This window comes from Pseudoalteromonas sp. GB56 (genome assembly GCF_054923835.1).
Window position 1 is genome coordinate 2,203,132 of sequence record NZ_JBPCHK010000001.1, and the last position, 25,463, is coordinate 2,228,594.

19 protein-coding genes and 1 pseudogene are annotated in these 25,463 nt (G+C 45.8%); 7 read left to right on the forward strand and 13 right to left on the reverse strand.

Annotation, left to right across the window (positions count from 1 at the left end; genetic code table 11):
- Window positions 1-97: 97 nt before the first annotated feature.
- Complete coding sequence (locus ACH19P_RS10440; RefSeq protein WP_462158490.1) at window positions 98-916, forward strand: MliC family protein; 819 nt, start codon at window positions 98-100, stop codon at window positions 914-916.
- A 22-nt stretch (window positions 917-938) separates the two neighbouring features.
- Here ACH19P_RS10440 and ACH19P_RS10445 read toward each other — a convergent pair whose 3' ends face one another.
- From ACH19P_RS10445 to ACH19P_RS10455, 3 genes are all read right to left on the reverse strand, one after another.
- Window positions 939-1,301, reverse strand: coding sequence for a VOC family protein (locus ACH19P_RS10445; protein ID WP_462158491.1), 363 nt, complete (start codon window positions 1,299-1,301; stop codon window positions 939-941).
- Between the two features lie 88 nt (window positions 1,302-1,389).
- Entirely contained in the window at window positions 1,390-3,057 is a 1,668-nt protein-coding gene (gene glnS / locus ACH19P_RS10450) for a glutamine--tRNA ligase (protein ID WP_462158492.1), read from the reverse strand.
- Between the two features lie 85 nt (window positions 3,058-3,142).
- Entirely contained in the window at window positions 3,143-3,535 is a 393-nt protein-coding gene (locus tag ACH19P_RS10455; RefSeq protein WP_462158493.1) for a VOC family protein, read from the reverse strand.
- 89 nt (window positions 3,536-3,624) lie between these two features.
- On the opposite strand from ACH19P_RS10455, the gene ACH19P_RS10460 reads away from it, so the two are divergent.
- The 4 genes and pseudogenes from ACH19P_RS10460 to ACH19P_RS10475 all read left to right on the forward strand — a co-directional run bounded on the left by ACH19P_RS10460 (window position 3,625) and on the right by ACH19P_RS10475 (window position 9,662).
- A complete protein-coding gene (locus ACH19P_RS10460; RefSeq protein ID WP_462158494.1) occupies window positions 3,625-4,050 on the forward strand; it encodes a CBS domain-containing protein in 426 nt (141 codons plus the stop codon).
- A gap of 82 nt (window positions 4,051-4,132) precedes the next feature.
- The gene (locus ACH19P_RS10465) at window positions 4,133-5,197 is read left to right on the forward strand and encodes a DUF3083 family protein (RefSeq protein WP_462158495.1); all 1,065 of its coding nucleotides are present in this window, start codon (window positions 4,133-4,135) and stop codon (window positions 5,195-5,197) included.
- A 232-nt stretch (window positions 5,198-5,429) separates the two neighbouring features.
- Window positions 5,430-6,569 (forward strand): efflux RND transporter periplasmic adaptor subunit, encoded by a 1,140-nt coding sequence (locus ACH19P_RS10470; RefSeq protein ID WP_462158496.1) that lies wholly within the window; start codon window positions 5,430-5,432, stop codon window positions 6,567-6,569.
- 2 nt (window positions 6,570-6,571) lie between these two features.
- Window positions 6,572-9,662, forward strand: a pseudogene (locus ACH19P_RS10475) (efflux RND transporter permease subunit).
- Window positions 9,663-9,708: 46 nt separating this feature from the next.
- Here the strand turns inward: ACH19P_RS10475 and ACH19P_RS10480 are convergent.
- From ACH19P_RS10480 to recC, 8 genes are all read right to left on the reverse strand, one after another.
- Window positions 9,709-10,329, reverse strand: a complete 621-nt coding sequence (locus ACH19P_RS10480) for a TetR family transcriptional regulator (protein ID WP_462158497.1) — start codon at window positions 10,327-10,329, stop codon at window positions 9,709-9,711.
- A gap of 104 nt (window positions 10,330-10,433) precedes the next feature.
- On the reverse strand, window positions 10,434-10,730 hold the full coding sequence (locus ACH19P_RS10485; RefSeq protein WP_462158498.1) for a hypothetical protein: 297 nt from the start codon (window positions 10,728-10,730) through the stop codon (window positions 10,434-10,436).
- A 142-nt stretch (window positions 10,731-10,872) separates the two neighbouring features.
- Entirely contained in the window at window positions 10,873-11,232 is a 360-nt protein-coding gene (locus tag ACH19P_RS10490) for a gamma-glutamylcyclotransferase family protein (RefSeq protein ID WP_462158499.1), read from the reverse strand.
- Between the two features lie 8 nt (window positions 11,233-11,240).
- The gene (locus ACH19P_RS10495; protein WP_462158500.1) at window positions 11,241-11,741 is read right to left on the reverse strand and encodes an Mpo1 family 2-hydroxy fatty acid dioxygenase; all 501 of its coding nucleotides are present in this window, start codon (window positions 11,739-11,741) and stop codon (window positions 11,241-11,243) included.
- A 69-nt stretch (window positions 11,742-11,810) separates the two neighbouring features.
- Entirely contained in the window at window positions 11,811-12,179 is a 369-nt protein-coding gene (locus ACH19P_RS10500; protein WP_462158501.1) for a hypothetical protein, read from the reverse strand.
- A gap of 5 nt (window positions 12,180-12,184) precedes the next feature.
- Entirely contained in the window at window positions 12,185-14,020 is a 1,836-nt protein-coding gene (recD, locus tag ACH19P_RS10505) for an exodeoxyribonuclease V subunit alpha (RefSeq protein ID WP_462158502.1), read from the reverse strand.
- A complete protein-coding gene (recB, locus tag ACH19P_RS10510) occupies window positions 14,013-17,591 on the reverse strand; it encodes an exodeoxyribonuclease V subunit beta (protein WP_462158503.1) in 3,579 nt (1,192 codons plus the stop codon). Before recB ends, recD begins: the two co-directional genes overlap by 8 nt.
- Window positions 17,578-20,841, reverse strand: coding sequence for an exodeoxyribonuclease V subunit gamma (gene recC, locus ACH19P_RS10515; protein ID WP_462158504.1), 3,264 nt, complete (start codon window positions 20,839-20,841; stop codon window positions 17,578-17,580). The genes recB and recC overlap by 14 nt, the downstream gene beginning before the upstream one ends.
- Before the next feature lie 257 nt (window positions 20,842-21,098).
- Here recC and ACH19P_RS10520 point away from each other — a divergent pair, with 257 nt between their 5' ends.
- On the forward strand, window positions 21,099-21,647 hold the full coding sequence (locus ACH19P_RS10520) for a DUF6795 domain-containing protein (RefSeq protein ID WP_462158505.1): 549 nt from the start codon (window positions 21,099-21,101) through the stop codon (window positions 21,645-21,647).
- A gap of 117 nt (window positions 21,648-21,764) precedes the next feature.
- Here ACH19P_RS10520 and ACH19P_RS10525 read toward each other — a convergent pair whose 3' ends face one another.
- Together ACH19P_RS10525 and ACH19P_RS10530 are read right to left on the reverse strand one after the other, a co-directional pair.
- On the reverse strand, window positions 21,765-23,552 hold the full coding sequence (locus ACH19P_RS10525; protein WP_462158506.1) for a choice-of-anchor I family protein: 1,788 nt from the start codon (window positions 23,550-23,552) through the stop codon (window positions 21,765-21,767).
- 135 nt (window positions 23,553-23,687) lie between these two features.
- Window positions 23,688-24,731: an alkene reductase gene (locus ACH19P_RS10530; RefSeq protein ID WP_462158507.1), complete on the reverse strand. Its 1,044-nt coding sequence runs from the start codon at window positions 24,729-24,731 to the stop codon at window positions 23,688-23,690.
- Window positions 24,732-24,865: 134 nt separating this feature from the next.
- Here ACH19P_RS10530 and ACH19P_RS10535 point away from each other — a divergent pair, with 134 nt between their 5' ends.
- Window positions 24,866-25,450, forward strand: a complete 585-nt coding sequence (locus ACH19P_RS10535; protein ID WP_462158508.1) for a TetR/AcrR family transcriptional regulator — start codon at window positions 24,866-24,868, stop codon at window positions 25,448-25,450.
- The last annotated feature ends 13 nt before the right edge of the window (window positions 25,451-25,463 follow it).

A 25,463-nucleotide genomic window follows, 5' to 3' on the forward strand; every position in this document is an offset into this window, starting at 1 on the left:
ACACTATTTGAGCAAATATTTAGCAATGCGTTCACTAAGGGTTAATTGCCTTTTCGTACAATATGGCAAATCTTCTCCGCTAACCCTTAATGTTGTAATGAAAAGGCTTGTTTTCCTCACAGTATTAGCCGGTATTGCCGCTTGTCATACCCTTCCTGAACAACCAGAAAATCTGGTGATACAGGAGACAGCGGCAGCAATCGGTGACACTTGTTCAATCGCTTCACTCACTGAAATAGATAGGCAAGTATCAAGCCAAGATTCTCACGGTCATGGCCCAGATATAGGTTCTAGTGAGTGGGCATCCAGTATTGAACACCGACTTGGCATCAACGAACTCAATAACAAACCACCCATGCTCTCTTCGCAATGGTGTAATTTTATTGCCCAGCAACAAATCCATGCCCCTAGCTTTGCGTGTGTTGAACCGCTAAGCCAAGTTGAGTCAGCAATCTGCGCATCTCCTGAACTGGCAGCACTGGACAATCAATTAAACGATATTTATAAACGCGCATTAGAGCGTGTTGTTGACACTGACGCAGCAACGCTTAAAGCCGTCCAACGAGGGTGGGCAAAAGGGCGTGACGAGTGTTGGAAAGCCAGTAACTTAATGGCATGTACGCGAGACAGTTATCAGCAACGAATTGATGAAATCCAACTTGAATATTCCCTATTGAGCCCGACTTCGACTCAGACCTACCAATGCGGCGAAGACAGAGTCGACGTGCAGTTTTTCAGCACAACACCAGAAAAAATCCTGGTCAAAAAAGGTTCTCTACGCTGGTTGATGCACCGACTTGAGTCAGCAAGTGGTGCAAAATACCAAGGACGCAATGAAATGTTTTGGCTTAAAGGCAACACTGCGCTTGCTCAATGGCAATTTGAAGGCGAAACGGTATCTTGTACTCAGCGTTAACAATAGTTATTTGGATGGTCGGTTATTTATCCGACCAAACCGCGAATTCATTGCCACTGGGTTCGATAAAGTGAAAGCGACGCCCCCCAGGAAATGAAAATATAGCCTTGTTGATGACCCCACCACTTTGTTCGACCTTGTCTAATGTCTGTTCTAAGGTTTCGCTGTAAAACACCAACAAGGCCCCACCTTGCTCGGCAACACTGGCTTTATCATTGTAATAAAAACCTCCATCAAGCCCTACACCGCTAAAGGCTGTGTATTGGGGTCCATAGTCAGTGAATTTCCACGAAAAAGCCTTTTCGAAAAACGCTTTAGTGGAGGTAAGATCCTGTGCTGAAAACTCAACGTAATTGAGTTTGTTATGATGTTCATGCATGGCCATATTCCTATATTATTTTTATTGTTATAACCTAGCACAAAAAAAAAGAGCATCACTAGGATGCTCTTCATAAATAAAGTCAATTCAAGGATTAATCCTGATTTTCAATCTTCGCCCATGAATCACGAAGACCTACTGTTTGGTTGAATACCAAGTGCTCGAAATGGTCATCGCGACAGAAGTAACCCGTACGCTCGAATTGGTAACCCTCTAGTGCTTTTGCATCAGCTAAGCTTGGCTCCAACTTAGCGTTGGCTACAATCTTAAGCGAGTCAGGATTTAATGCATCGGCGATATCTTCGGCTGAGCCTGGGTTCGGGATGTTGAATAGACGGTCATATACGCGTACTTCTGCTTCAATGCAGTGAGTTGCACTTACCCAATGAATCACACCTTTTACTTTACGGCCGTCTTCTGGGTTTTTGCCAAGTGTATCTGCGTCATATGTACAGTAAATAGTCGTGATGTTACCATCAGCGTCTTCTTCAATACGCTCTGCTTTTATTACATACGCGTTACGTAGACGCACTTCTTTGCCAAGCACCAAGCGTTTAAATTTCTTATTCGCTTCAACACGGAAGTCATCGCGTTCGATGAACACTTCACGCGTAAATGGTAGTTGGCGTGAGCCCATTTCTTCCTTGTTAGGATGATTTGGCGCGTCTAACATTTCAACCTGATCTTGCGGGTAGTTTTCAATCACGATGCGAACCGGATCAAGCACTGCCATTGCACGAGCGGCGTTATCATTAAGGTCATCACGAATACAAGCTTCAAGCATCCCCATTTCAACAAGGTTGTCTTGCTTTGTCACGCCGATACGCTTACAGAATTCACGAACCGATGCTGGTGTGTAACCGCGACGACGTAAACCTGCAATAGTTGGCATGCGTGGGTCGTCCCAACCGTCAACATGACCATCAACAACCAATTGGTTAAGCTTTCGCTTACTCATCATGGTGTATTCAAGGTTTAGGCGAGAGAACTCGATTTGTTGCGGATGACACTCAATGCTGATGTTATCCAACACCCAGTCGTAAAGACGACGGTTGTCTTGGAATTCAAGGGTACACAATGAGTGCGTGATGCCCTCTAATGCATCACTGATACAGTGTGTGAAGTCGTACATTGGATAAATGCACCACTTGTCACCGGTTTGGTGATGGTGTGCGAAACGAATACGGTAAATGATCGGATCGCGAAGTACCATGAATGAGCTGGCCATGTCGATTTTGGCACGTAACACACACTCGCCTTCTTTAAACTCGCCGTTCTTCATTTTTTCAAATAACGCTAAGTTTTCTTCTACCGGTGTATCACGGTAAGGGCTGTTTTTACCTGGCTCTTTTAACGTACCACGGTACTCACGTGCTTGCTCTGGTGACAAGAAGCATACATAGGCGAGGCCCTTGTTGATTAGCTCAACAGCATAGTCGTACAGCGTATCGAAGTAGTTCGATGAATATTGGATTTCACCGTCCCATGAGAAACCTAACCACTGAACGTCTTCTTTTATAGAATTAACGTAGTTAATGTCTTCTTTTTCTGGGTTAGTATCGTCAAAACGCAGATTACATAAACCTTGGTAGTCTTGTGCGATACCAAAGTTCAAACAAATTGATTTTGCGTGGCCGATATGCAGAAAACCATTTGGCTCTGGCGGGAAACGTGTATGTGTTTGTTGGTGTTTACCCGACGCCAAGTCTGCATCAATAATATTTCGAATAAAGTTCGATGGGCGATTTTCAATCTCCGCCATTGGGATACTTTCCTCTGAATTCTACGTGGCTTTAAACCAAGCCATTATGACAAAATCTGCCGTTAACATACAGCTTTTAGTAGGGTCAAACCAGCTTTAATTCAAGGGTATTGCCATCTGGGTCAAGAATGTACACAGAACGACCAAATCCAGTGGCACCATAGCGAGTTTCAAACCTAATTGGCTGCGTCACTCCCTGTTTACGTAGATGGCGAAACACAGCTTGCTCATTCGCAGCCCGCACTTGCAAACATAAGTGCGCCAATGGGGAATGAGTTTGCCTTGGCTCTTTGCCATCGTCCAAGGAACCCTGAGTCGATATAATATCTATTAATGAGCTACCTGCACGCAACTGATACAACCCCTCATTTTCAAGCACTCGTTCTAGTTGCGCACCTAACACACCTTGATAAAACACCAATAACTGCTCTACGTTTGAAGTACGCAACACAATGTGATCTAACCCTTTTAATTCCATTAAATTGCCTTTGCTTGATTAAAAACAATACCTGATCAATTTTCAAAGGTTAGCGTAAATAACGAATTTACCCATAGTGAGATGACCTTATGCACCTAGCAACCGCGAAAGAAATAATGACAACCGACTTGGTTACGATTGCACCAGAGGCAACATTACATCAAGCTCATGAAGTAATGCGTGAGCACAACATTCGCCATATTCCAGTTGTGAGTGATGATAAGAAATTAGTTGGCATACTTACACAAAAGGTCATGATTGCGCAGGTCATGAAGATAATTTCTGTGTTTGGTGCTTCAGCATTAGAGCGAAAGGAAAAGCAAACCCTCGTGTCAGAGATTATGTCTACCGATTTCGCTTCTGTGATGTCCGACGAACCGCTTATCGATATCGCCAAATTCTTTTTATCCAATCGCCATGGTTGCATGCCCGTAGTGGACGATGGAAAGCTTCAAGGATTACTCACGTCTTCTGATTTTGTGAGATTGTGTGTTGCGCTAATGGAAAAGTCATAAAAGTTTAATCTAGCGCAACATAGTTGACATTTAACCACTCTAAAATTGCCGCCATAAATATACCAAGGAACAAGGAATAATTATGGCTTCTCAAACTCAACACCGTGTATACATCCCAACAAATGCACGCGCGAATCAATATATTCTCGCTGAATTCAACACTGACGACACCTTTTATGACTGCTTTAGCGACTGTATAAGCGCCCATGAACGCGTTGCTCGCCAACTCTTCGCGCTGTGTGACGAAGCGGACTTGTACAATGTGCACATGCTCATCAACGACAAACTGCCCATCGTGCGTTTTCACGAAGAATCTTACTGTTTGGAAACGAAACGTCAGCAATTGTTTTTCTACAATCCGCGATACCATGAAGCACACTCTGTCCACGGTGATGAAGAACAAAAAGCACGTAAAATTCGCTTTTTGTTCTTAGCGACGGGTGAAGACATTCGTGCAAATACTGCGGATTATCACTCTCGCGTAACTAAAGTCCTCAACACGCTCCAAGAGCAATTGCCAGTTAGGAGCTTGCAATTTAAAGTGCGAGACCACCAGCACCTCACCTATGACCTGTTCGCTCGCGCCAAAGGCCACAAAGAAAGTTATGGCTACAAATTACGTGCGTTAGACTCACGATATGAGGCCCGTGGTTGCCCGTTACCGGAGCACAAAGATTTGACGTATGCCCGTTTCACCCTGCCACTGACACGCCAAATCAAAACTCACTTGCTGGATAATCAATGTGAAGACTACTCAAAACTGTATGCCCGTATCGAGGACAGCTTCTTAAGCGCTTGCGAGGGTAAGAAACTACCGCGTCGCGCTATGGTAGCCAATGGCCGTACACCGCTTATCCGTCATCGTGATATTGATACCAGTGCCCACAACGAAGAACTGGAAAAACTCAGCTTCTTGCCGTGCATGGACTCAACGCAAAACTACGTCATCTATGACGGTTCAAAGTTGGTAGAAAGTATCGACTTTATAATCGTTGCAGGTAACGAAGACAAACATGACATGGGTTATGGGCGCTTTATGAATCAAGTGGAAAGTGTCATTAAGTCTTTATGTGCTTCACTGCATGTAAACCCTGAGCGCCAAGATATAAACACCCGCTTCTATCAACACCTGAGCTACACACGCTAATTAGCTAGCCCCTCCTTTCATTTTAGTTGGGCCACATTTGTGGCCCAACTATTTGCACTTACTCACCACTTTTTTCCTTCATAAAGCCCGATACCAGGTTTAATAAAATAATTATTTCAATCGTGATTACAGATAGTTACATGTAAACGATATTGTTTACCTTGCTTACATACACTCATGTATGTATATTGCTTCATTATTGATCTTTACGTCGTTCTTAAAAAGGTATGATATGAAAGCAAAATCGCTGATTGCATTAAGTCTTGTCGCTGCTTTTAGCTTAACTGGGTGTGACAGCGCACCCGCACAAGCTCAAGTAAGTGCTGCCCCGCAACCTATTCCCGTTGAGGCAATTACCCTCACCCCAAAAGCTGTGGATACACATACTGAGTTAGTGGGGCGCACGGTAGATTTTCGACAGGCAGAAATTCGCCCTCAAGTCAGTGGTATTTTGCAAACACGCCTTTTTGATGAAGGGCAAATGGTCGAAAAAGGCGAGTTACTTTATCGCATAGACCCAGCGCCTTTTGAAGCGGCGCTAGCCAGCGCAAAAGCATCATTAGCAAAAGCACAAGCATCTGTGAAAAATACAGAAAGTCGCGCTAAAAGAATTAAAAGCCTATTAGGCACCAACTCCGTTAGTAAACAAGATTACGACGACGCCCACGCCAATGCTTTGCAAGCACAAGCGGACTTAGCTGCAGCAAAGGCGGCGGTATTGAGCGCACAAATCAACCTAGATTACACAGCGATTCGCGCACCGATTAGCGGGCAAATTGGTCGCTCAGCGGTGACAGAAGGCGCATTGCTCACAGCCAATCAAACGAGCGCTTTGGCGACCATTCGCCAACTCGATCCTATTTATGTTGATATGACTAAAGCGGCATCTAAGTTAGCTTCATTACGAAAAACCATTACCACAAACAGTAAAGCCAACGCAGATGCGCCTGCGGTGCAACTGCAGCTTGACGATGATATGTGGTACCAACACACAGGTAAATTGCAATTTTCCGAAGTCAGTGTTGACCCATCAACCTCTATGGTGACCATGCGCGCCGTGTTCCCTAACCCAGATGGCGAACTTCTTCCTGGGATGTTTGTGCGCGCCAAGTTAGGCTTAGGTGTACAACAAAACGCCATAGCGGTGCCACAAAAGTCAATAGTGCGTACGCCAAAAGGTGAAGCAACTGTCATGGTTGTTGATGGTAATAACCAAATCCAAGTGCGTATCGTGGAGCTTGGTCAGCAAGTTGGTTCTGAATTCTTAGTTACTGCAGGACTCAATGCTGGCGACGTAGTGGTTACCTCCGGACTGCAGCGCATTCGCCCGGGCGCACTCGTTTCAATTGCTGCTAATTCTGAGGGAGCGTAAATATGGCGAATTTCTTTATTAATCGCCCCATATTCGCGTGGGTGATTGCCATTGTCATTATGCTAGCGGGGTTACTCTCGCTAAAACAATTACCCGTTGAACAATACCCACAGGTTGCGCCACCGGCGGTGACAATTACTGCAAATTACCCGGGGGCGACTGCGCAAACCGCTGAGAATGCGATTACTCAAGTTGTAGAACAAGCTATGAATGGTATTGATAACTTGATGTATATGTCGGCACAAAGTGATTCAAACGGTAACGTAACGCTGACGTTGACGTTTGAAACAGGCACGGATCCTGATATCGCCCAAGTGCAAGTACAAAATAAGCTGCAACGCGCTATTCCATTGCTACCTCAGGAAGTACAGCAACAAGGCGTTGCTGTCGCTAAATCAAGCGGCAGCTTCTTAATGGTAGTGGGCTTCATTTCTGAAGATGGTTCAATGAGCCGAGAAGACTTGGCCGACTATGTTGTGTCTAACGTGAAAGACCCGATTAGCCGCACCGCCGGTGTGGGCAACGTCACCGTGTTCGGTAGCCAATATGCGATGCGTATTTGGCTCGATGCCAATAAGTTAAACGAATATGGGTTAACTCCTACCGATGTTACTAATGCTATTCGCGTGCAGAACAATCAGGTAACCGCTGGCCAGCTTGGCGGTGCCCCTGCTCTACCTGGTCAACAATACAATGCGGCTATCACGGCACAAAGCCGCTTGAGCAGCACTGAAGAGTTCGGTCAGATATTACTGCGCGTCAACGCTGACGGTTCACGCGTACTGTTACACGACGTTGCACGCATCGAATTAGGTGGTGAAAACTATGCGGTTATGGGTCGTTATAACGGCATGCCAGCAACGGGGTTTGCCATTGAATTAGCAACAGGCGCCAACGCCTTAGATACTGCACAAGCGGTAAAAGATCGCCTTGATGAATTATCCGCTTATTTCCCAGAAGGTTTGAAAGTCACCATCCCTTACGACACCACACCATTTGTCGAAGTGTCGATTAATTCCGTGGTACAGACCTTATTTGAAGCGGTGTTACTTGTGTTCGTGGTGATGTATCTGTTTATGCAGAACTTCCGCGCAACACTAATCCCTACACTAGCGATTCCCGTGGTACTGCTGGGCACCTTTGGCATCATGGCCGCAATGGGTTTTTCGATAAACACCTTGACCATGTTCGGCATGGTGTTGGCCATCGGCTTACTTGTTGATGATGCCATTGTTGTGGTTGAAAACGTTGAGCGCGTAATGAGCGAAGAAGGCTTAGGCCCAGTGGAAGCTACACGTAAATCGATGACCCAGATCACCGGTGCACTGGTTGGTATTGGTCTCGTGCTTTCCGCAGTATTTGTGCCGATGGCATTCTTCGGTGGCGCAACGGGCGCTATCTACAAGCAGTTTTCAATCACGATTGTATCAGCAATGGCGCTGTCGGTATTGGTCGCCATTGTTTTCACACCGGCACTGTGTGCGACGATTTTAAAACCGGTTACGGGAAATCACCATCAAAAAGGAGGCTTCTTCGGTTGGTTTAACCGTAGCTTTGATAAAGGCAATACGCAATATGGTAAAGCCGTGGGTGGCCTACTCAAGCGCCCTGTGCGTTCGATGGCTTTGTATGGTGTTATTGTTGCGGTCATGGCGCTGATGTTTGCGCGCTTACCGTCCTCATTCTTGCCAGAAGAAGACCAAGGTATATTCCTCACCATGGTGCAATTGCCCAGTGGCGCCAGCCAAGAACGAACAGAGGAAATCATGACCCTAGTAGCCGATCATTACGGTTCTGAAGAAGCCGTAAGCTCTGTATTCACGGTCAGTGGTTTCAGTTTTGCAGGCCAAGGTCAAAACGTGGGGCTGGCGTTTACACGCTTAAAAGATTGGGGTGAGCGTGATGACAGTCAAAGTGTACAAGCTGTTATTGGTCGTGCCATGGGTAAATTCTCTACCATTAAAGAAGCGCAAATCTTTGCGTTTAATCTGCCGCCGATCGTGGAATTAGGCCAAGCTACGGGTTTCAATATGTTTCTACAAGACCGTGGCAGTCTTGGCCACGACGCATTATTGCAAGCTCGAAATCAATTCCTTGGCATGGCCGCCAGTCGCCCCGAGCTGATGGCAGTTCGCCCTAATGGCATGGAAGATGCCGCGCAGCTGCAAGTGGACATCGACCAGCTTAAAGCCCAAGCCTTGGGCGTTTCAATCAACGAAATTAATCAAGCCTTGTCCATTGGTTGGGGTTCGACCTACGTAAATGATTTCGTCGACCGCGGTCGTGTAAAGAAAGTGTTTGTGCAGGCTGATGCACAATTTCGTATGACCCCTGAAGACCTGAGTAAATGGTATGTGCGCAACAACCAAGGGCAAATGGTGTCATTCGATAGCTTTGCGAGCAGCCGTTGGGTCTTTGGCCCACAACGCTTGGAGCGCTACAACGGAATTTCGGCCATGGAGATCCTTGGCCAACCCGCCCCGGGTTATAGTTCTGGTGATGCCATGGCCGTAGTGGCAGAGTTGGTGTCACAACTGCCCGAAGGCATTGATTTCGAGTGGACCAGCACCTCGTATCAAGAGAAGATGTCTGGCTCGCAGGCGCCATTTTTGTATGCACTCTCAATCTTAGTGGTATTCCTGTGTTTGGCTGCCCTGTATGAGAGTTGGTCTATCCCGTTCTCGGTCATACTGGTGGTGCCATTGGGTATTGTTGGTGCATTGAGTGCAGCCTTCTTATTCGGCTTACAAAACGATGTCTATTTCCAAGTTGGTTTGCTTACCACCATGGGTTTAGCATCCAAAAATGCCATTTTGATTGTTGAATTTGCAAAAGATTTGCAACAGCAAGGCCTAGACGCTGATCAAAGCAACGCTCGAAGCGATTCGCCTGCGTTTGCGCCCAATCATCATGACCTCATTAGCCTTTTCTTTGGGGGTTCTGCCACTGGCGATAAGTTCCGGAGCCGGCTCAGCAAGTCGCAACGCTATCGGTATTGGTGTACTAGGCGGAATGGCTACGGCCACCTTCTTAGCGATTTTCTTGGTCCCAGTGTTTTACCTTGTGGTGCAAAAACTGTTTGTTAGGAAGTAATTGAGTAGCCACCTAAAGCCGAGTTCATCTCGGCTTTTTTATCTTGTTATTGCTTTTTCGCCAATCCAATAAATAAGGTATCAAGTAATGTGTCGAGTTGCTTGCTTAAGGAAATAAAGCCTGGGTGCTGCAAAAATTGACTCAATAAACCTCCAACCAAGGCATTCAGCGCAATGGCTGCGTCATAAGGCGTGATTGCATCATTCAGTTCACCGTTGGCTAACGCTCGTTTGAATGCCACAGTAAGATTGTCTACGACTTCTTGATTCAATTGATTCTGTTGAGCAACAACGGGGTTCAGCTCTTCCATGTATTCACAGCGGTGAAACACGATGGTGAGTACGCGATAATATTGCGGGTCTTGTTCAACCAAGATCATCGCCCGCTTCATCACATCTTTAATTTGCGCTAGTGCGCTTTGCTCGTTCGCTTGTTCGAGTTCCCCCAGCATTTGCCGAAATGGCAAGTGGATGCGCTCGAGCATGGCATTAAACAAATCGGTTTTGTTGGCAAAATGCCAATAAATAGCACCGCGTGTTACGCCAGCTCGTGATGCAATGTGAGATAAGGTGGTGCAGGATACGCCATTGTCGAAAAATTGGTGTTCCGCAGCATCTAAAATAGCTGCCCTCGTCTGCTCTGCTTCTGCTTTACTACGCCGTGCCATATAAAAACCTAAGTAGGGTTACTCGCTGATTATATTAACATAATTGTTACTAAAAGCAGCGGTACAGCATGGCTAAATAGCAACTGTACCGCTCAAAGAGGAGATTATTTCGGTTGCTTAAGAATTTTGTAAAGTAAGTCTATTCGCTTATCAACTCGCTGGCATTCGTTGATCATCGACCCACCCGTACTTAAAGCAAGGATCAATAGTACGTAGATAATGGGCTGTTCGATGGTCTGCGGATATTGCCAGTAGATAAAACCGAGCAATGCCATACAACTCAACAAATATGAAATCCATCGCCATTTGCTCGGTCGCAGTCGCGCAAACTCTTTTATCAACGCGTCTTCGCGTTGCATTTCTTGATAAACACTGTGTGCGTTTGTTTGATGTTCCTTCATAATCATCCCTTATCATTGTGTGCCAAACACCATTACTTGATGTGGCTAAGGTAATACTGATATCAAATCGCCTGCTGTATTGCGAGTATTTAGCCGCTTAAATTTACCCTAAATAAATACATCGCTTGAACCCGCTATCAATTTAAGTGGTATTCCTGCGTGATTCAGTCTGCGCGCACACATACACCCATGCATGATTTTTTGACAAAAATTCAGCCATAACTCGCGTATATTCGTCAACCTCGTAGGCGTCAGATTGCCTAAGCTCTTCATCGGTGATGTAAAACACCATGCCCTCGACACGGTCTTGGCAATTCCCTGAATACGTCAAAATGGGATGAATTTCTTTGCCGCTGGTTTTGATTACGTCAGCATCGGTGATTTTGACCTCATTGAGTACGTAACCTAGCAAGGTGTCTTTGTGCCCCTCTAACAATCGCCCAAAGGTCTCAAGTTGCACTTTGGGCAACTGCAAAGTGCCATATGAAAACAGTTTGTGCATGTTTTTCCTTAACGTACTTTTCCAGCAATTTCTTCAACATCATGTGCTAAGTCTTTGTATAAACCCAACATAAATAGTAACTCAACCACAACGAACAAAGGACCTATGATTAAGCCCATTAAGTCGTCAACAAATGCTGGCTTCTTACCTTCAAAATAATGGCCGATAAACTGAAACACCCAACCAACAACAAACAGACCCACACCCCACCCCAACCAAAATGGTGTATCCAATGAAGCAATTGGCGCCGCAGCGACTAAGCCAAACGTCATCAGCACGGTCATTATTAAACCCAAGGAAATGGATAAAAACAGATAATACACACAGACTATAGATACCACTATGAGTGCTGGAGTTAAGGTTATCGTATCGACGCTAAACGAAGGTTTAGAAAGTAAAACAATGAGTGCGTACACAATCATAGGAATACCCACAAAATGGGTGTAGATATTTCGCTTGTCGCGGTGGTATAGCGCGTAAGTACTCAATTGCGTGAGTAACGATTTCATAAGGACTCTCTCGATTTTTATTTTTATTGAATAAATCAGTCTAGAGTAATTCCTCTAACTTGGCTATCGTCATAAAACATCGTTAACGGTGAGCGCCTTGTAACCAAAGTAACTACGAATGACAAGCACTAACAAGGTGGCACCAATGACAGCGGCCATAAGGTGGTGAAACAGTAAATGCCCCGCGATGAATAGAGGGATATCCTCAAGCGATTCAATCATAATGAGTTTAGCGACTAAAAGGCCATACACCGAAATGTGCAACCACAAGGCTGTTTTATAAATACGCTTTGCTCGCTGAGTTATGTATGGATGAACACGTATAAGATTTAGATTAACGGCTAACAACGCCACTAAACTTAACCCTATACTGATCAATCCCAAACCCAATAATGATGTTTTAACCAATATCAACGCAAAAACTACATACAACCACATGGTTCTTAGTCCGCTCCTAAAAGTCGTTCATACAGGCCCGATGCCCTGCTAATAGGCTGACCAATCGCATAATTTAACGTACGCCAATCACAAATGATTTCAATGTGCTTTTTAGCTCGGGTAATACCCGTGTATACCAACTGTCGATTGAGATTGTGACCACCGCGTCCAAGCGGCGGCAACACCATAGCAGTGTGCGCAAACTCGGAGCCCTGTGATTTGTGAATAGTCATCGCATAGACTTTGTCAAACTGTGGCAATCGGCCTGGGTAAAACGCCCGTATATCTCCTTCACTGCCAACAAACATGGCTTTGAGTGCCCCTTGTTCATCAGCCATGATAATACCGATATCGCCATTAAACAGGCGTAATTGATAATCGTTCTGGGTCACCATAATCGGCATCCCCACATAGAACTTGTTAGCGATGTCAATCAAACTCATTTGCGCTAAGCGATATTCAATGCGTTGATTAAGCTGGTTTACACCAAATGGTCCCTCTCGTAAGGCTCCTAACAATTGGTATTGAGCGAACGCCTGATGCACAGTCATGACATCAGCGCCGCTGTGCACGAGCTCGAGATAATACCTGTACTGCTGCGCTGCTCGTTCAATTAACGCTGTGTAAAAACCTTCTTCGACATTGAAGTAACTGACATCTGCGAGCTTTTCATTCAGCAAAGCCTGCACCCGTGCATTTTCACCTCGGTTCACGGCAAACGCGAGTCGACCAATACCACTGCCCCCAGCAAAGCGATAACTGTGTTGTAAAAACGCCACGTTGTCTCGCAGTACATAGCTGTTATGCTGATCACTGTGATACTGCCCTTGAGAACACAGGCTGTTTAATCGCTGCGCCCACGCATCGCTGTAATGTGGCAGCTGCCCTAGTTCACATTGGCTGCATATGTCTGCCATGATGTTACCCGTGTCCACTGAGCTTAGTTGATCTTTGTCTCCCAAAAGCACCAAGCGGGTGTGCGGGGCCAAGGCATTCACTAGCTTCGCCATCAAACTAATGTCTATCATCGAGGCTTCATCAACCACTACAAGGTCGGCATGCACCGGATTACTGGCATCATGTTTGAATTTATTAGTGTAAGGAACCGTGCCCAGTAGGCGATGCACTGTTTGTGCTTGCTCCGGAATTAGCGCCACTATTTCTTGAGGCGTGTCGGGCAAACTTTGTTTCGCACCAATTATCGACTCACTCAAACGGGCTGCGGCTTTACCTGTGGGGGCGATAAGCTCTATGTGTAAAGGTGCATTGGCGTACAAAGATTGCAATATAGCCAGTAAACGCGTCACCGTAGTGGTTTTACCGGTACCGGGGCCTCCGGTGATCACACTGAATTTATGCGTCGCGGCAGTAGCACATGCCACCTTTTGCCAATTGGGTTGCTGTTCTTGCTCCAAACCTGTATCGAAATAATGGTGTAATAGTGATGCCAGCTTTTGCTCATCAATATGCAATGGTGCCTGCGTCAACTCAGTGAAACGTGTAGCCAATTGGGACTCGTAGTCATTGTAGCGCGCCAGATATAACCGATTATCAACCAAACGAACTGGATTGTTGTCACCAACACAAGATAAATGGGCGAGCGTGCTCGATAAGGAAAAAGACGAAGAAAACACCTCCACGTCACCTAATCGTGAGTCCAGCACAAAGGGGTTTTGCCAATCTACCGTATCGAAGTCTAAACATGTGTGCTGCGAATTCATCGCTTTCAACAATAAAAGAATAAGGTAAAAGCCATCACTGTTGCACTCGCCTACCAGCAATTTGGCTAGTTCTATATCCACGGTACGCACTTTACTTTGTGCTAATAACACATCAATCATGGCGAGGTGCTCCTTGAGCAAACAACCTATCAAGGGCTGTGATTTCAGCCAACGTAAAGGTTCGTTGGTACACCCCTTGATGCTCCCCCATTGCCCTTAAAAAGGTATAAACCATCGACCCTAAGTGCTGCTCTGGGTCATAATTTGGCAAACGTGATTGCAACAAACGGTGTAGCGCAACCATATAGATTGCCCCTTGTACGTGATAACTGTGTGAGTTCATGGCATGAGTGAGCGCCTCATGGCTGTAATCAGCAGCACTATCCCCCAAGAAGTTAGATTTGTAATCAAGCACGTAGTAACGCCCTTGATAACAGAAAATTAAATCAATAAAGCCTTTCAATACGCCTTTTACGCGCTCAAAATCAAGGCCGAAGTCATAACCAAAGAGACTGAGCATCGCATGGTTGAAGGTCGCAGCGTCCAACTCATCTAGCGGAACATGAAACTCCATTTCCACTAAACAGTCAGCATCATTCAATGCCCCAAGGCTCATGCCCGTGTCATCCAATGGGCAATTAACAATATCCTGCATCCAGTTTAGTAACAATGGATGCCATTTTTCATCCAGCGCATATTTATTTAGGCTGGCTGTAATGACGTCATCGAGTTGTGTTAATGCGTCCGGTACTCGCTGCGCAACGCCGCAAAACGATATTTGTTCCAAAATATCGTGCAAACAGCTTCCAGGTCCAGGGCCTTTTGGAAATTCATAACTGCTCAGCGTTGCTTCTTGCTCTGACATCGCCATACTGAGGTATTGCTCTACACGGTGATCTTCATCATCCGCACCACTTATATTGAAACTGGCGCTGTCGTGATGCTTGTAGCTGAGCGCACTGAAACTTGTCGCGCGCCAGTTGCGCTCAATATGCGCTTCATTGATCGCCACCACCCTAGATGGCTGTTCTGAGCTGGTCAGTATGATATCTGATTGCGGACATTGCTGCGCATCGTTGACACTGATCGCTGGGTGGGCGCTAAATTGTTGACGCAAGCGTGCATAAAACCCACTGCTAAGCACTTCATCAGTGCCACCAAATAACAAGTAGCCTAAAGCACATTGCTGCATGCTGGATTTACCGCGTTGCCCCACTGAATACAGGCCTAATGAGCAATGATACACAGCTCTGGTCAGGGCAACATACAGAAGACGCAGGTCTTCCGCGAGGCGTTCACGCTCGGCAGCAATCATGTTTTCATCACGTTGTTGCAAATCAAGGTAGAGCTTGCCGTCTTGATGGAAATAAGCCATCGAGGTTGCTCTAAAACTCAATGCAAAAGGCATAAAGACAATTGGGTATTCCAATCCTTTAGACGCATGCATCGTAACAATTTGAACCAGATGCGCATCGGTTTCTAAGCGCAGCTGGGCACTGTCTGAATCGCTGCTCTGTGATGCCAGTTGCTGGTGGAAGTAGGTTAATAGCCGCGTAGTTCCATCAAGTTCAATTTGTTTGTGTTGCAGTATTTCACATAAGTGGCGATAGTCTGTCAGCGCTCGCTCAACATCCCAACCAAGGTTACGCCACATTGTCGGTAGGTTATTTTGCCACATCAGTTGCTCTAGCATGGCAAGTGCACCGTCGCTGTACCAAAGCTTGCGTAACTGCGCGAAATCGTTGAGTAGCGCTTGCCATGCCTGCTGGTCGTCACCTAAAGACAGAATTTGCTGCGCCGAATAATTAAAAAATGGGCCACGGAGCATACCCCGTAATAGGCGTTCATCATACGGGCCATGCAATACACACAGTAAGCGATACAGATGCGCAGCAATGGGTTGCTTAAACACACTATCGCGAGCTAAATAGACACTGGCAACACCGGCTTCACTTAGAGCACGCTTCATCAACGCTGCTTCATTTCTATCTCGAACCAAGACACAAAAGTCGCCCGCACTTGGGGTTTTTACCCCGAGCGTCAGACGTCCTTGCTGCGCCATCGCCAGTAAATAGTGGATTTTAGTCGAAAATGCGTGAGCCAACCCTTGATGACCCTGCTCTTTTGACAACACCTCTTCTTCATCACCAAACCACATGAGTTCCATGGCGCAAAGTGGCTCACCATCGAGGCATAATTGTTCACTTTGCCCTTGAGCATCCACCTCGATAAACGGGATTTGTTCGTTAAAAATAAAGCTCTTCGGGTGCGCGCTAAAAAGCGTATTAACACTGTGCACCAACTCCTTGCTCGAGCGATAGTTTTTATCCAGGGTGTATAACTGTTCATTGGCAAGTTGGCGTTTAGCATCGATGTAGGTGAAAATATCTGCACCGCGAAAACCGTAAATCGCCTGTTTCGGGTCGCCAATCATGGTTAACCCTGAAAACTCGCCTAGTTTGTTGGCATACAAGGTGTTAAAAATACCGTACTGGATGGGATCGGTATCTTGAAATTCGTCAATCATAGCAACTGGAAATTGACTGCGAATTTGCGCACACAGTGTGCCTTGCTCATCCTCTTTCAGCGCGTGATACAGGCCTTTGAGTAAGTCATCCGGGCTAATGATTGCTTGGCGTTTTTTATTGCTTTGAATATGCAAGCGCACCCGTGACAGTGCGAGGTTCAAAATAACCTGAGCCAGTCTTTCACCTAACGAGGCATTCAGTGTTGCCATACGCTCAAAACTGGCCACCAGCGGATGGCTAAATACCGATCCATTTTTCTTGTAGATACTAGGGTCGTTTAGACTTTCTGTTGTCCAAAGCGAGAACGAGTGCCCCGCACTTCCAAGCTTCAATATTGGGTTATCAGACTCAGAAAACGCCTGTAATCCAGTGACGTTCGCTTTGTGCTTAGGTTTAGCGTTACCCTTGATATCACTCGCCATCAGCGCAGTGAAAAAATCACCCTCACGCAATTGACGCTTAAATTCAGGCAGGGCCTCAAGGTACTCTTGCTGATCTTGCCACAGTCTAGTTAATTCTGCTTCAGGGTCATTGATTGCTGGCTCAATGGCTAATTGTTCGCGGTTGATGAGTGGCGTTAAGGTTTTCAGTAAACTAAACGGCGTTGCATAGTGAGCAAGCACAGCTTGAGCCTGATGTGCTTGCAACGGATACACGAACTGACGCCAAAAATCGAACACCGCTTGCTCATGTAATTCGCGCTCATCGAGCATAAATTGCAAATTGAACGCCATATTAGACTCGAACGCATGTTGTTTAAGCATACGTTGGCAAAATCCATGAATGGTAAAAATGGCGCTGTCATCCAGAGATTTCGCTGCAACATCAAGTAAGTGATAAGCATGCTCAGGCTCACTTATGTTCCGCAGTATGTCATTAATCAACTGATCCTTGGTCAGCTCACCTAGTAAGCTATCTTTTGCTGTGGTAATACGCGCACGGACTCGGTCTTTGATTTCACTGGTAGCCGCTTCCGTGAAGGTGACGACCAATATTTGCTCAACCGTAAGAGGCTCACCTTGGCTGCCATCTAGGTGTTGATACAAACCAAGCAAGTAACGTAAATACAAACCGGTGATGGTGTAGGTTTTACCTGTACCCGCACTGGCTTCAATCAGTTGCTGGCCAGCCAACGGCAGTGATAAAGGCTCAAGAATCCGCATATTTTTGCTCCTGTCCCTGCTGGGCAATAGGCTGCAATAATTGCGTGGCCCAATCACAAAACGCGTGCTCACAAGCGTACAGCTCAGCGTGATCAGCGCTGATGTAGGGGTCTATTCGTTCAGGTACACCAACATAAGGGCTGCCCACAAATTTGAGGTTTGCTTTGTTCATGTCTTGCGTGTTTATCCATTCCCATGCACTTATAGGGAAAAAGGCCACACTGTGCTGGTGCGCCTCTTTAAAAAGGCGCAGCCAAGGCGCTAATAAGGCGTGCGCTGATGACTCGTCCAAAGGTGCAAAGCTCACATGCTCATCGAGACCCATCACATAGGTCGTCACTTGGTAACCCATCAACTGAGCAAAAAGATGCTTGATAAATCCTAAAATTCTATCTTTTGGCTTAATACTCGCACTGCGATAAAAGACCTGCTGGCCTGCGTATATATTCGTTAACCAACCTTGAATTTGGATGCCTTCAATAACTACGTCGACTTCAACAAGTGTGGGTGGTTCGTTGCCAATTCGCATCCCTACTTGGTGGGCCAAAGGCGATACCCGTGTTTTTAGCTGTGCTAGTGTCAACGGTGCCATCACACCTTGAGGCAGTACACCACGTTGAAACAACGCTTCGTCATCAACTTGGGTGTTGTGTATTTGCCGTTGTAATAATTCATCAAGCAACTGATATCGCGCGAGAGGTTCTACGTCAAAATGTTCGTTGTCATCGCTAAGCTCACCAACATCTTCAATTTTTACTGCTAGCACATGTTGATAAAAATAACGTTGCGCTCTGAGGGCACAACTGAGCAATGCATCCAACTCAACCATTTCAGGAACAATGGAGTCAAGGATTGTTGGTTCATTTTCTTGGGTTTGCGGTGTAGATTGTGCCAACGCCCAAATGGGGTTAAAACTTTGCCACTTCCCTCCATCCTCGTAGTACTGTGAATGAAAGGGTTGTAAGTGGTGTAAATCGCTAAAATGCTGACTTGGTGGAGCTTGCATGCCGTCGATGATAAAACAACGGTCGATGTATTCGCACAATTCACTCACCAGCACAGACGGCACCCGCTCACTATTGTCACGGCTTGAACGCCCGATGTAACTGAGATATACGCTGTCTCTGGCACTGAGTATGGCTTCTAAAAATAGGTAGCGGTCGTCCAATCGGCGCGAGCGATCGCCTTTACGGCGCTGGCTGTAAGGCACTAAGTCAAAACCTATAGGTTGTACATTACGTGGATAGTCAGCGTCGTTTAGGCCAAGAATGCAGACCTTTTTAAACGGCACGGCCCGCATTGGCATGAGCGTACAAAAGTTTATTTGTCCCATCAGGAAACGTTGGCCTACGCCTTTATCCTCAACCCCTTGTTGTAATAAATTGGCAAAGATACGTTGAGATACCTTGCCTTGAAAGTCACCGTTGTCGTAGTGCTTTTCGATGTTGCTGAGTAAGCGGTCGATAGTCGATAAATCGTTGGTATTGAGTGCAGTACTGGCAAATACCGATTCCACCACGTGGCGCATCACCTCAACTTTATGAGCAAGCGTGGCATCGTCTGCGAGCAACGCTCTGGCGCTCATTAATGCCTGAACGAAGGTTAATAGTTTACTTAAAATATCTGACGCCATGCCTTCAACAGCATCCGCAGGATAGACCCCTGCATATGCGTGCTCTGTCGTGGCTATCCCGAGAAGCAGCCGCTTTAATCCCAACTCCCAGGTATTTAGTTCAAGTGTTGGCAGATTAAATTGCGCTTTGTGGTTGCCATCTATCCCCCATTTTACGCCTACATGCTCTAACCACACTCGGCATTGTTCAAGCTCATGCTCTGAAAGTGCGAACTTGTCGCTGATGGCCTCGATGTGCAATAGATCCATTAATTCACTCATACCAAAGCGGCTGAAAGGTAAATGCGACAATGACAACAAAGCGTTCAATAATGGCCGTTCCTGAGCGATAGATAAATCGGCAATGGCGTAAGGAATATGACGCGCCCCTTTGGCACCACCGAACACCGCTTCGATGAAGGCGCTGTATTGACCCACATCTGGCATCATAACGATGACATCTTTTGGCGTGAGGCTGGGATCTTTGGCAAATTCACGCAATAGGTGGTCGTGTAAACATTCCACTTCCCTAAGTTGCGTATGGCAATTGGCAATACGCAGTGAATTATCATCTTCTGATAACGCGATTTTTCCTTCGTCGCTAACAAACCAATTCGGGTCTTGCGCTAGACTTTGGCCTTTGAATGCCAAGTCATACACCTCTTGTTGCAAATGACCTAACAAATTCGCGCTGAAGTCTGCATCGAAACTATCAAGCCACTTTCCATCAAGTTCAATGAGCTGCTCAAGGTAATCACGCCCAAGCTTACCCCAAGATGCCAGCAGCGGATTACCAACGATATAGTAATGTTCGCCACTGAGCGCGGCGTCGAGTTGGGGTTTTATTTTGTACCGGCTGTTAATCTTAGCCAATGTTTTTTCATCCACTAAATCCCCCCAATAATGTTCACTAGGGTTAAATAAAAAGATGATGACTTGGGTATGCTCAGCAAGCGCATTGATTATCTCTAACTGCGTTTGCGCCAGCGCGGATATGCCAAAGAGACAAATCCGCGGCGGCAGCGTCACCGTCCCTTCTGCTAATGCATCTAACAACGCTTGGTGCATATTCGCGCGGTGATAAGGGCTTTGTTGCAGCGCGTCTACCCGCGCAACTAAAGCGCGCCATAAATCAGGCTGCCACGGCGCGTGATTGATGTCGACTTCATCGAGAAAATCTTGGCCTTGCTGCCACGTCGCCAGCCATTGCGGGCGATACATTAAATAATGGTCAAATACGTCAGCTATTTTTTCACATAGTGCGAAGCGCTTGGCGCCATCTTCATCATCTTCTAAATAAGTGGCCAGTGCACGATAGTGTTCATCATTCAATTTTGACGGTAACAATTCATAAAGTTTCCATGCCATATTGGGTTTGTTAAACGCCGATTCGTCAGGCACATTCGGTAACGACTGCTGATATAAAGACCAAATGAAACTGGAAGGTAGCGGAAAATCGATTTGCGCACACACACCCAGTGTTTTGGTTAGCTCTAACTTTAACCACTGTGACATACCCGGCGAGTGCACTAACACCAACTCTTTGGAAAAAATATCATCGCTACTAGGGGTTGCGAGCAAGGCACACAATTGTGCACTTAAGAATTCCATGCGATTTGATTGAATGATATGCAGCATGCAGAAATTGCGACTTGAATGATAAAAACCCAGTGTACGCAATTTTTATTCTTTACTCTAGGTCACTGTTTACTAAGGCAGAACAAAGAATTACTTAATGCATAAAAGCTGTACAATTACTTCAGTACACAGCGCATTTAACCTCGCTTTAGGGTGCTAAATTTAGGCGTTCTTTTTTACAGCATTTATTTGCAAAAACCCCATAACTGACGTAACTTTCAACCTTTCATGGATGAAAAATCACAAGGCCACAAAGGATGCGACCCACTGTTATTAGTCTATTTACTGCTGCTGTACTCACGACGCTCGTTTTATTTTTTAGTCGTTCTGATCCACACCGCCCAATGTTCTCGGACCTGTTAATTCAAGGACAAACATTAAGCCCCGCCATTAACGGCCGTATCGTTATCGGTGATATTAGTCTCGCTAATGTAAAAATCACGCGTACGCTGTCCATCGGTCAGCAAAAATTTGTGTCACAAGTCATCACAGACGCTAATGGACAATTTAGTTTCAAAGAAATGACTTCTCACGAACCGCTTTTGGGGAGTAACACTAATAGGCTTTGGCAAGATATTAGCTTGTCGTACAAGGGCACTGACTATGTACTCTGGTATACGGCGATAGACCATGAAATGGATAACTATATCGTCAGAGATGCACTGTCATCTTTAGCATGCGACCTAGAATCGAACGAAAATGAGTTTAACATCAGCGACAAACGCCGACCGGGATTGCCCGTGAGTGTGTATTCAATCTGCGACATTGCACTGACACAAAAAAAAGCCACTCAATTGAGTGGCTAAAATCAGGGTTGTCTAATCAGAAATAAAAGCAACAAGTCTTTATTACTTGCGACAATATTAGCCAGCTTGCATTGCAATTTAATGACAGTCGTCATTAAAATCACATTGATGCAATGATTATTTTAGAGTCACTTGCCAAACACTGACCGAGCCGGAGATTTCGTTACCGACGATGAGCAAAGGTTGACCATTGGGGCTCTTATCTGCTGCGACGAACTTCATCCCTTCAGGTGCCAAGTCGCCTGTAATATCTGCACCTTCAATCAAACCGCGATTGTACGCATAGTTTTTAAACTGCACATCGAATGGATTGGTAATGTCGTACACCATAATGCCGCCCATACGCTCTAATCCAACAAACGCATAGGTACGACCTTTTATTTGTCCAATAGCCAACGCTTCTGGCTCAGCACCTTTGGCATCAGAGCGTGTATCCCCCTCATTTTCGTCTTCGTTATTATTAAATGCTTGACCATGGACTGCGGCGGTAATGCGACCGACATCATCACCCGAGTCGAACACCAAGTCGGTGTTTGCATCCCAAATTGAAAATGAACGTGCGCCGTAAGCATAAAGTGCTTCATAGCGACCATCATCATTCGTATCACCGCGCTCAGTACTTACAATCAGGCGACCAATGTCGTCATCATCGTTATTCACATACGAAAAGTTGTCGGCTAAATCTAAATCTTCAGCACGTGACTCATCAATGTACGCCAAGCAGCCATCATCTTCATCGTAATCCAGTCCACCTTCAGCGAGGCAACTTGCTTCGTCTGCACTGTCGAAAAAGTATTCACGACCATCACCTTCGTTTGCAGAAACGACGAAGTCCGCACCTTGCCATTGGTATGTAGCGATGGTGTCGGGTTGATACATGCCATATAAACCAGGGTATTTTTTAAAATTAATGCCACCATCTTTATCCGACGCGTCTATCATCAAATCTGACCAATCCTTGAAACCTAACGCGCGAATTTCAACGCTTAAATCGGCCAAATTCACTACTGCTAGGGCATTGTTTTCTTGTAGTGATACATACGCTGTGCTGCTGTCGGCGCTAATAGCGACATATTCTGGCTCTAAATCCATGGCGACAGTGGTATCAATCAGTTTGCCCTTAATCGTGCGCCCCTTCGGGTTAGCAAACATCACACCTTGCTCAGCAAGCGCAGCAGCCTCGCCATTAAATTGGCTAAAACTGACAAGTGATGAGGTCGTTGCGGGCTCTGAATCGAGGATATCAATCACAGCAATAGAGCCTTCTGGGTCTACACTGTAATCGCCAGCCGGTTCACCTTCATTGGCTACGACGACCTTGCTACCGTCAGGTGTAAATGCCACCATATCGGGCAAATAACCTACCTCAACATTGTGCTTGAACACAGGCTCTGCGCCGCTGATATCATAAAAAGCGATATGCCCTTTAACACCCGTGTCGCCCGCCATAGCAACAGCAAGCAGTTGATTTGTTTCATCAATTGCAATGCTATTAGCATCACCTTGTGTGTTTGCTGATACATCGAGTGTCAATTCAATAGCTAAGTTCGAGCCGGTGATAACCCCTTCGTTGTTGGCAGCCAGTGCTGCGCTGTCAAATTGCGAAGCTGCGATAATCTCCACCGTTGCCTTATCGCCTGAGCTGTTTATCGCGTAGATTTGGTTAGTGCGGTTGTGAAAGGCGACAATTTCTGCTGCTCCTTCAGGTGATTCCACGTTCAGAACTGTGCGGCCAATAAGCGTTAGCTCAACATCACCTGTGACTACTTCACCTTGTTGACCTTGCTCACCTTGAGGCCCTTGTTCACCTTGCGGTCCTTGTGCGCCTGTGGCCCCGTCATCACCATCAAGTGAACAACCGCCAATTACACCGGCTAGTGCGAGCGCTAACATTGTCTTTTTCATAACCTTTCTCATCATTTTTGTAGTAGAAAGGCATTAGTTAAGCGTCAATAAATGACACCAGTATTGCGTAGAGGTTAAGGGAACGTGACGTTTATATGGCAAAAAGCCCAACAAAAGTGTTGGGCTATGGTGTGTTTAGTAAAGCTCTTGTAGCATCTCATCACTGTAGGGAGTGAGTGCTTCGCCGTGTTTCACTTTCGCAACTAAGTCAGGGTTGGCGATAAACGGTCGACCTATGGCAATAAGATCAAACGATTCTTTAGCTATTTCACTCGCACCTTGCTCTGGGGTATAGCTGCCTACGCCCACTAAATTACCTTGGTAACGCTGACGCAGATACGTTGATGCCTTACCACCGAGGTAATCGAATTCCATTGAATCATCAAAAATGCCTAGGTGTACATAGGCAAGTGTGCGCTTGTTAAATTCCGAAATGAGGTAATCAAACGTTTGCGTGTCTTGTTCATCACCTGCATCCAATAAAAAATAGGCTCCTGGAGATACACGTATAGCAGTGCGCCCTGCACCAATGCGATTAGACACAGCATCTACGACTTCCAGAGCAAAGCGTGCACGATTTTGCGCCGAGCCGCCATAGTTATCGCCACGTTGATTAGCACTGTGGTGTAAAAACTGGTCAATTAAGTAACCGTTTGCACCGTGGATTTCGACACCATCAAAACCCGCTTCAATTGCATTTTCGGCAGCTTTTGCATAGTCCTCAACAAGCTGAGCAATTTCCTCAACTGTTAATGCCCGTGGTACTTGATACGTTAATTCACGCATGCGAGGGACAGTGCCCTCAATACCAATAGCGCTTGCACCAATCACTTCACCACCAAAGAAGTGTGGATGCGCAACACGACCTACGTGCCACAACTGACAAAAAATCTTGCCGCCATTTTCATGCACTGCATCAGTAACCCTACGCCATCCTTGGATTTGCTCTGTAGTAAAAATCCCAGGTACATTTGGGTATCCTTGTGCATCAGGGCGGATGATTGTTGCTTCACTGATAATAAGCCCCGCTCGTGCACGACGAGCATAGTAGTCAACCATCGCTTGTGTCGGGACCAAATCCTCTGCCGCCATACAGCGTGTTAACGGTGCCATTAGGATTCGATTGCTTAATTCAATGTCCGCAGACAAAGCGTACGGTTGGAACAGAATATCTTGCATTTTGACTCACTCTTTTATGTGTATCATCGTTGTATGCAGCCAAATTAAATCTTTTTGAACAACCATTCAAGTAAAACCAAAAAATTAATGATACTATCTTATGCATCTTTATTATCAGCTGTATTCTTTTTGTCATGCGTAGTGCCGAATTCGACCGTTCTGAAGTTCTCCAAAATGCAATGCAAACCTTTATGGAACAAGGTTATGCAAAAGCCAGTATGCAAAAACTCACTAAAGCAACCGGTCTTCACCCAGGGTCAATCTATTGTGCCTTCGGCAGTAAAAAGGGTTTGTTTCTAGAAGCCGTGAGTCACTACCATGAGCAAAAGCGGATCGCCTTTGCGCAGTTATTTGCTGCTGATAAACCCGTACTGGATAGTTTGGCGATATTTGTCGACAACACCGTTGAAGAATGTATGCAAAACACCTGTGTAAAGGTGTGCTTGTTAACACGTTCACTGAACGAAATTGAAGGGCAAGATCCTGAAATTGTTGGTGTGCTCGCAGACAATCTAAAACAAGTAGAGAATGCGTTAGCCGTTCAAATTGAAAAGGCGCAAAACCAGGGTGAAGCCATTCGCGATGACAATGCTTTATCCCTCGCGCGGTTCTTCACCATGGGTATTTACGGCATGCGAACCTATGCGTTTACACATCCTAATAAGACTATTTTGCACGAGATGGGCAATCAATTACTTAGCGCGATAACTACCGACTAACTTGTGTTTTTGC

Excerpts from the sequence above, each read along its gene's own strand:
- ACH19P_RS10440 (WP_462158490.1), top strand. The coding sequence starts at position 98 with ATGAAAAGGCTTGTTTTCCTCACAGTATTAGCCGGTATTGCCGCTTGT.
- ACH19P_RS10465 (WP_462158495.1), top strand. The coding sequence starts at position 4,133 with ATGGCTTCTCAAACTCAACACCGTGTATACATCCCAACAAATGCACGC.
- recD (WP_462158502.1), bottom strand. The coding sequence starts at position 14,020 with ATGATTGATGTGTTATTAGCACAAAGTAAAGTGCGTACCGTGGATATA.
- ACH19P_RS10525 (WP_462158506.1), bottom strand. The coding sequence starts at position 23,552 with ATGAAAAAGACAATGTTAGCGCTCGCACTAGCCGGTGTAATTGGCGGT.
- recC (WP_462158504.1), bottom strand. The coding sequence starts at position 20,841 with ATGCTGCATATCATTCAATCAAATCGCATGGAATTCTTAAGTGCACAA.
- ACH19P_RS10535 (WP_462158508.1), top strand. The coding sequence starts at position 24,866 with ATGCGTAGTGCCGAATTCGACCGTTCTGAAGTTCTCCAAAATGCAATG.
- ACH19P_RS10490 (WP_462158499.1), bottom strand. The coding sequence starts at position 11,232 with ATGCACAAACTGTTTTCATATGGCACTTTGCAGTTGCCCAAAGTGCAA.
- ACH19P_RS10480 (WP_462158497.1), bottom strand. The coding sequence starts at position 10,329 with ATGGCACGGCGTAGTAAAGCAGAAGCAGAGCAGACGAGGGCAGCTATT.
- ACH19P_RS10460 (WP_462158494.1), top strand. The coding sequence starts at position 3,625 with ATGCACCTAGCAACCGCGAAAGAAATAATGACAACCGACTTGGTTACG.
- ACH19P_RS10520 (WP_462158505.1), top strand. The coding sequence starts at position 21,099 with ATGCGACCCACTGTTATTAGTCTATTTACTGCTGCTGTACTCACGACG.
- ACH19P_RS10500 (WP_462158501.1), bottom strand. The coding sequence starts at position 12,179 with ATGTGGTTGTATGTAGTTTTTGCGTTGATATTGGTTAAAACATCATTA.
- recB (WP_462158503.1), bottom strand. The coding sequence starts at position 17,591 with ATGCGGATTCTTGAGCCTTTATCACTGCCGTTGGCTGGCCAGCAACTG.
- glnS (WP_462158492.1), bottom strand. The coding sequence starts at position 3,057 with ATGGCGGAGATTGAAAATCGCCCATCGAACTTTATTCGAAATATTATT.
- ACH19P_RS10445 (WP_462158491.1), bottom strand. The coding sequence starts at position 1,301 with ATGGCCATGCATGAACATCATAACAAACTCAATTACGTTGAGTTTTCA.
- ACH19P_RS10470 (WP_462158496.1), top strand. The coding sequence starts at position 5,430 with ATGAAAGCAAAATCGCTGATTGCATTAAGTCTTGTCGCTGCTTTTAGC.
- ACH19P_RS10530 (WP_462158507.1), bottom strand. The coding sequence starts at position 24,731 with ATGCAAGATATTCTGTTCCAACCGTACGCTTTGTCTGCGGACATTGAA.
- ACH19P_RS10495 (WP_462158500.1), bottom strand. The coding sequence starts at position 11,741 with ATGAAATCGTTACTCACGCAATTGAGTACTTACGCGCTATACCACCGC.
- ACH19P_RS10455 (WP_462158493.1), bottom strand. The coding sequence starts at position 3,535 with ATGGAATTAAAAGGGTTAGATCACATTGTGTTGCGTACTTCAAACGTA.
- ACH19P_RS10485 (WP_462158498.1), bottom strand. The coding sequence starts at position 10,730 with ATGAAGGAACATCAAACAAACGCACACAGTGTTTATCAAGAAATGCAA.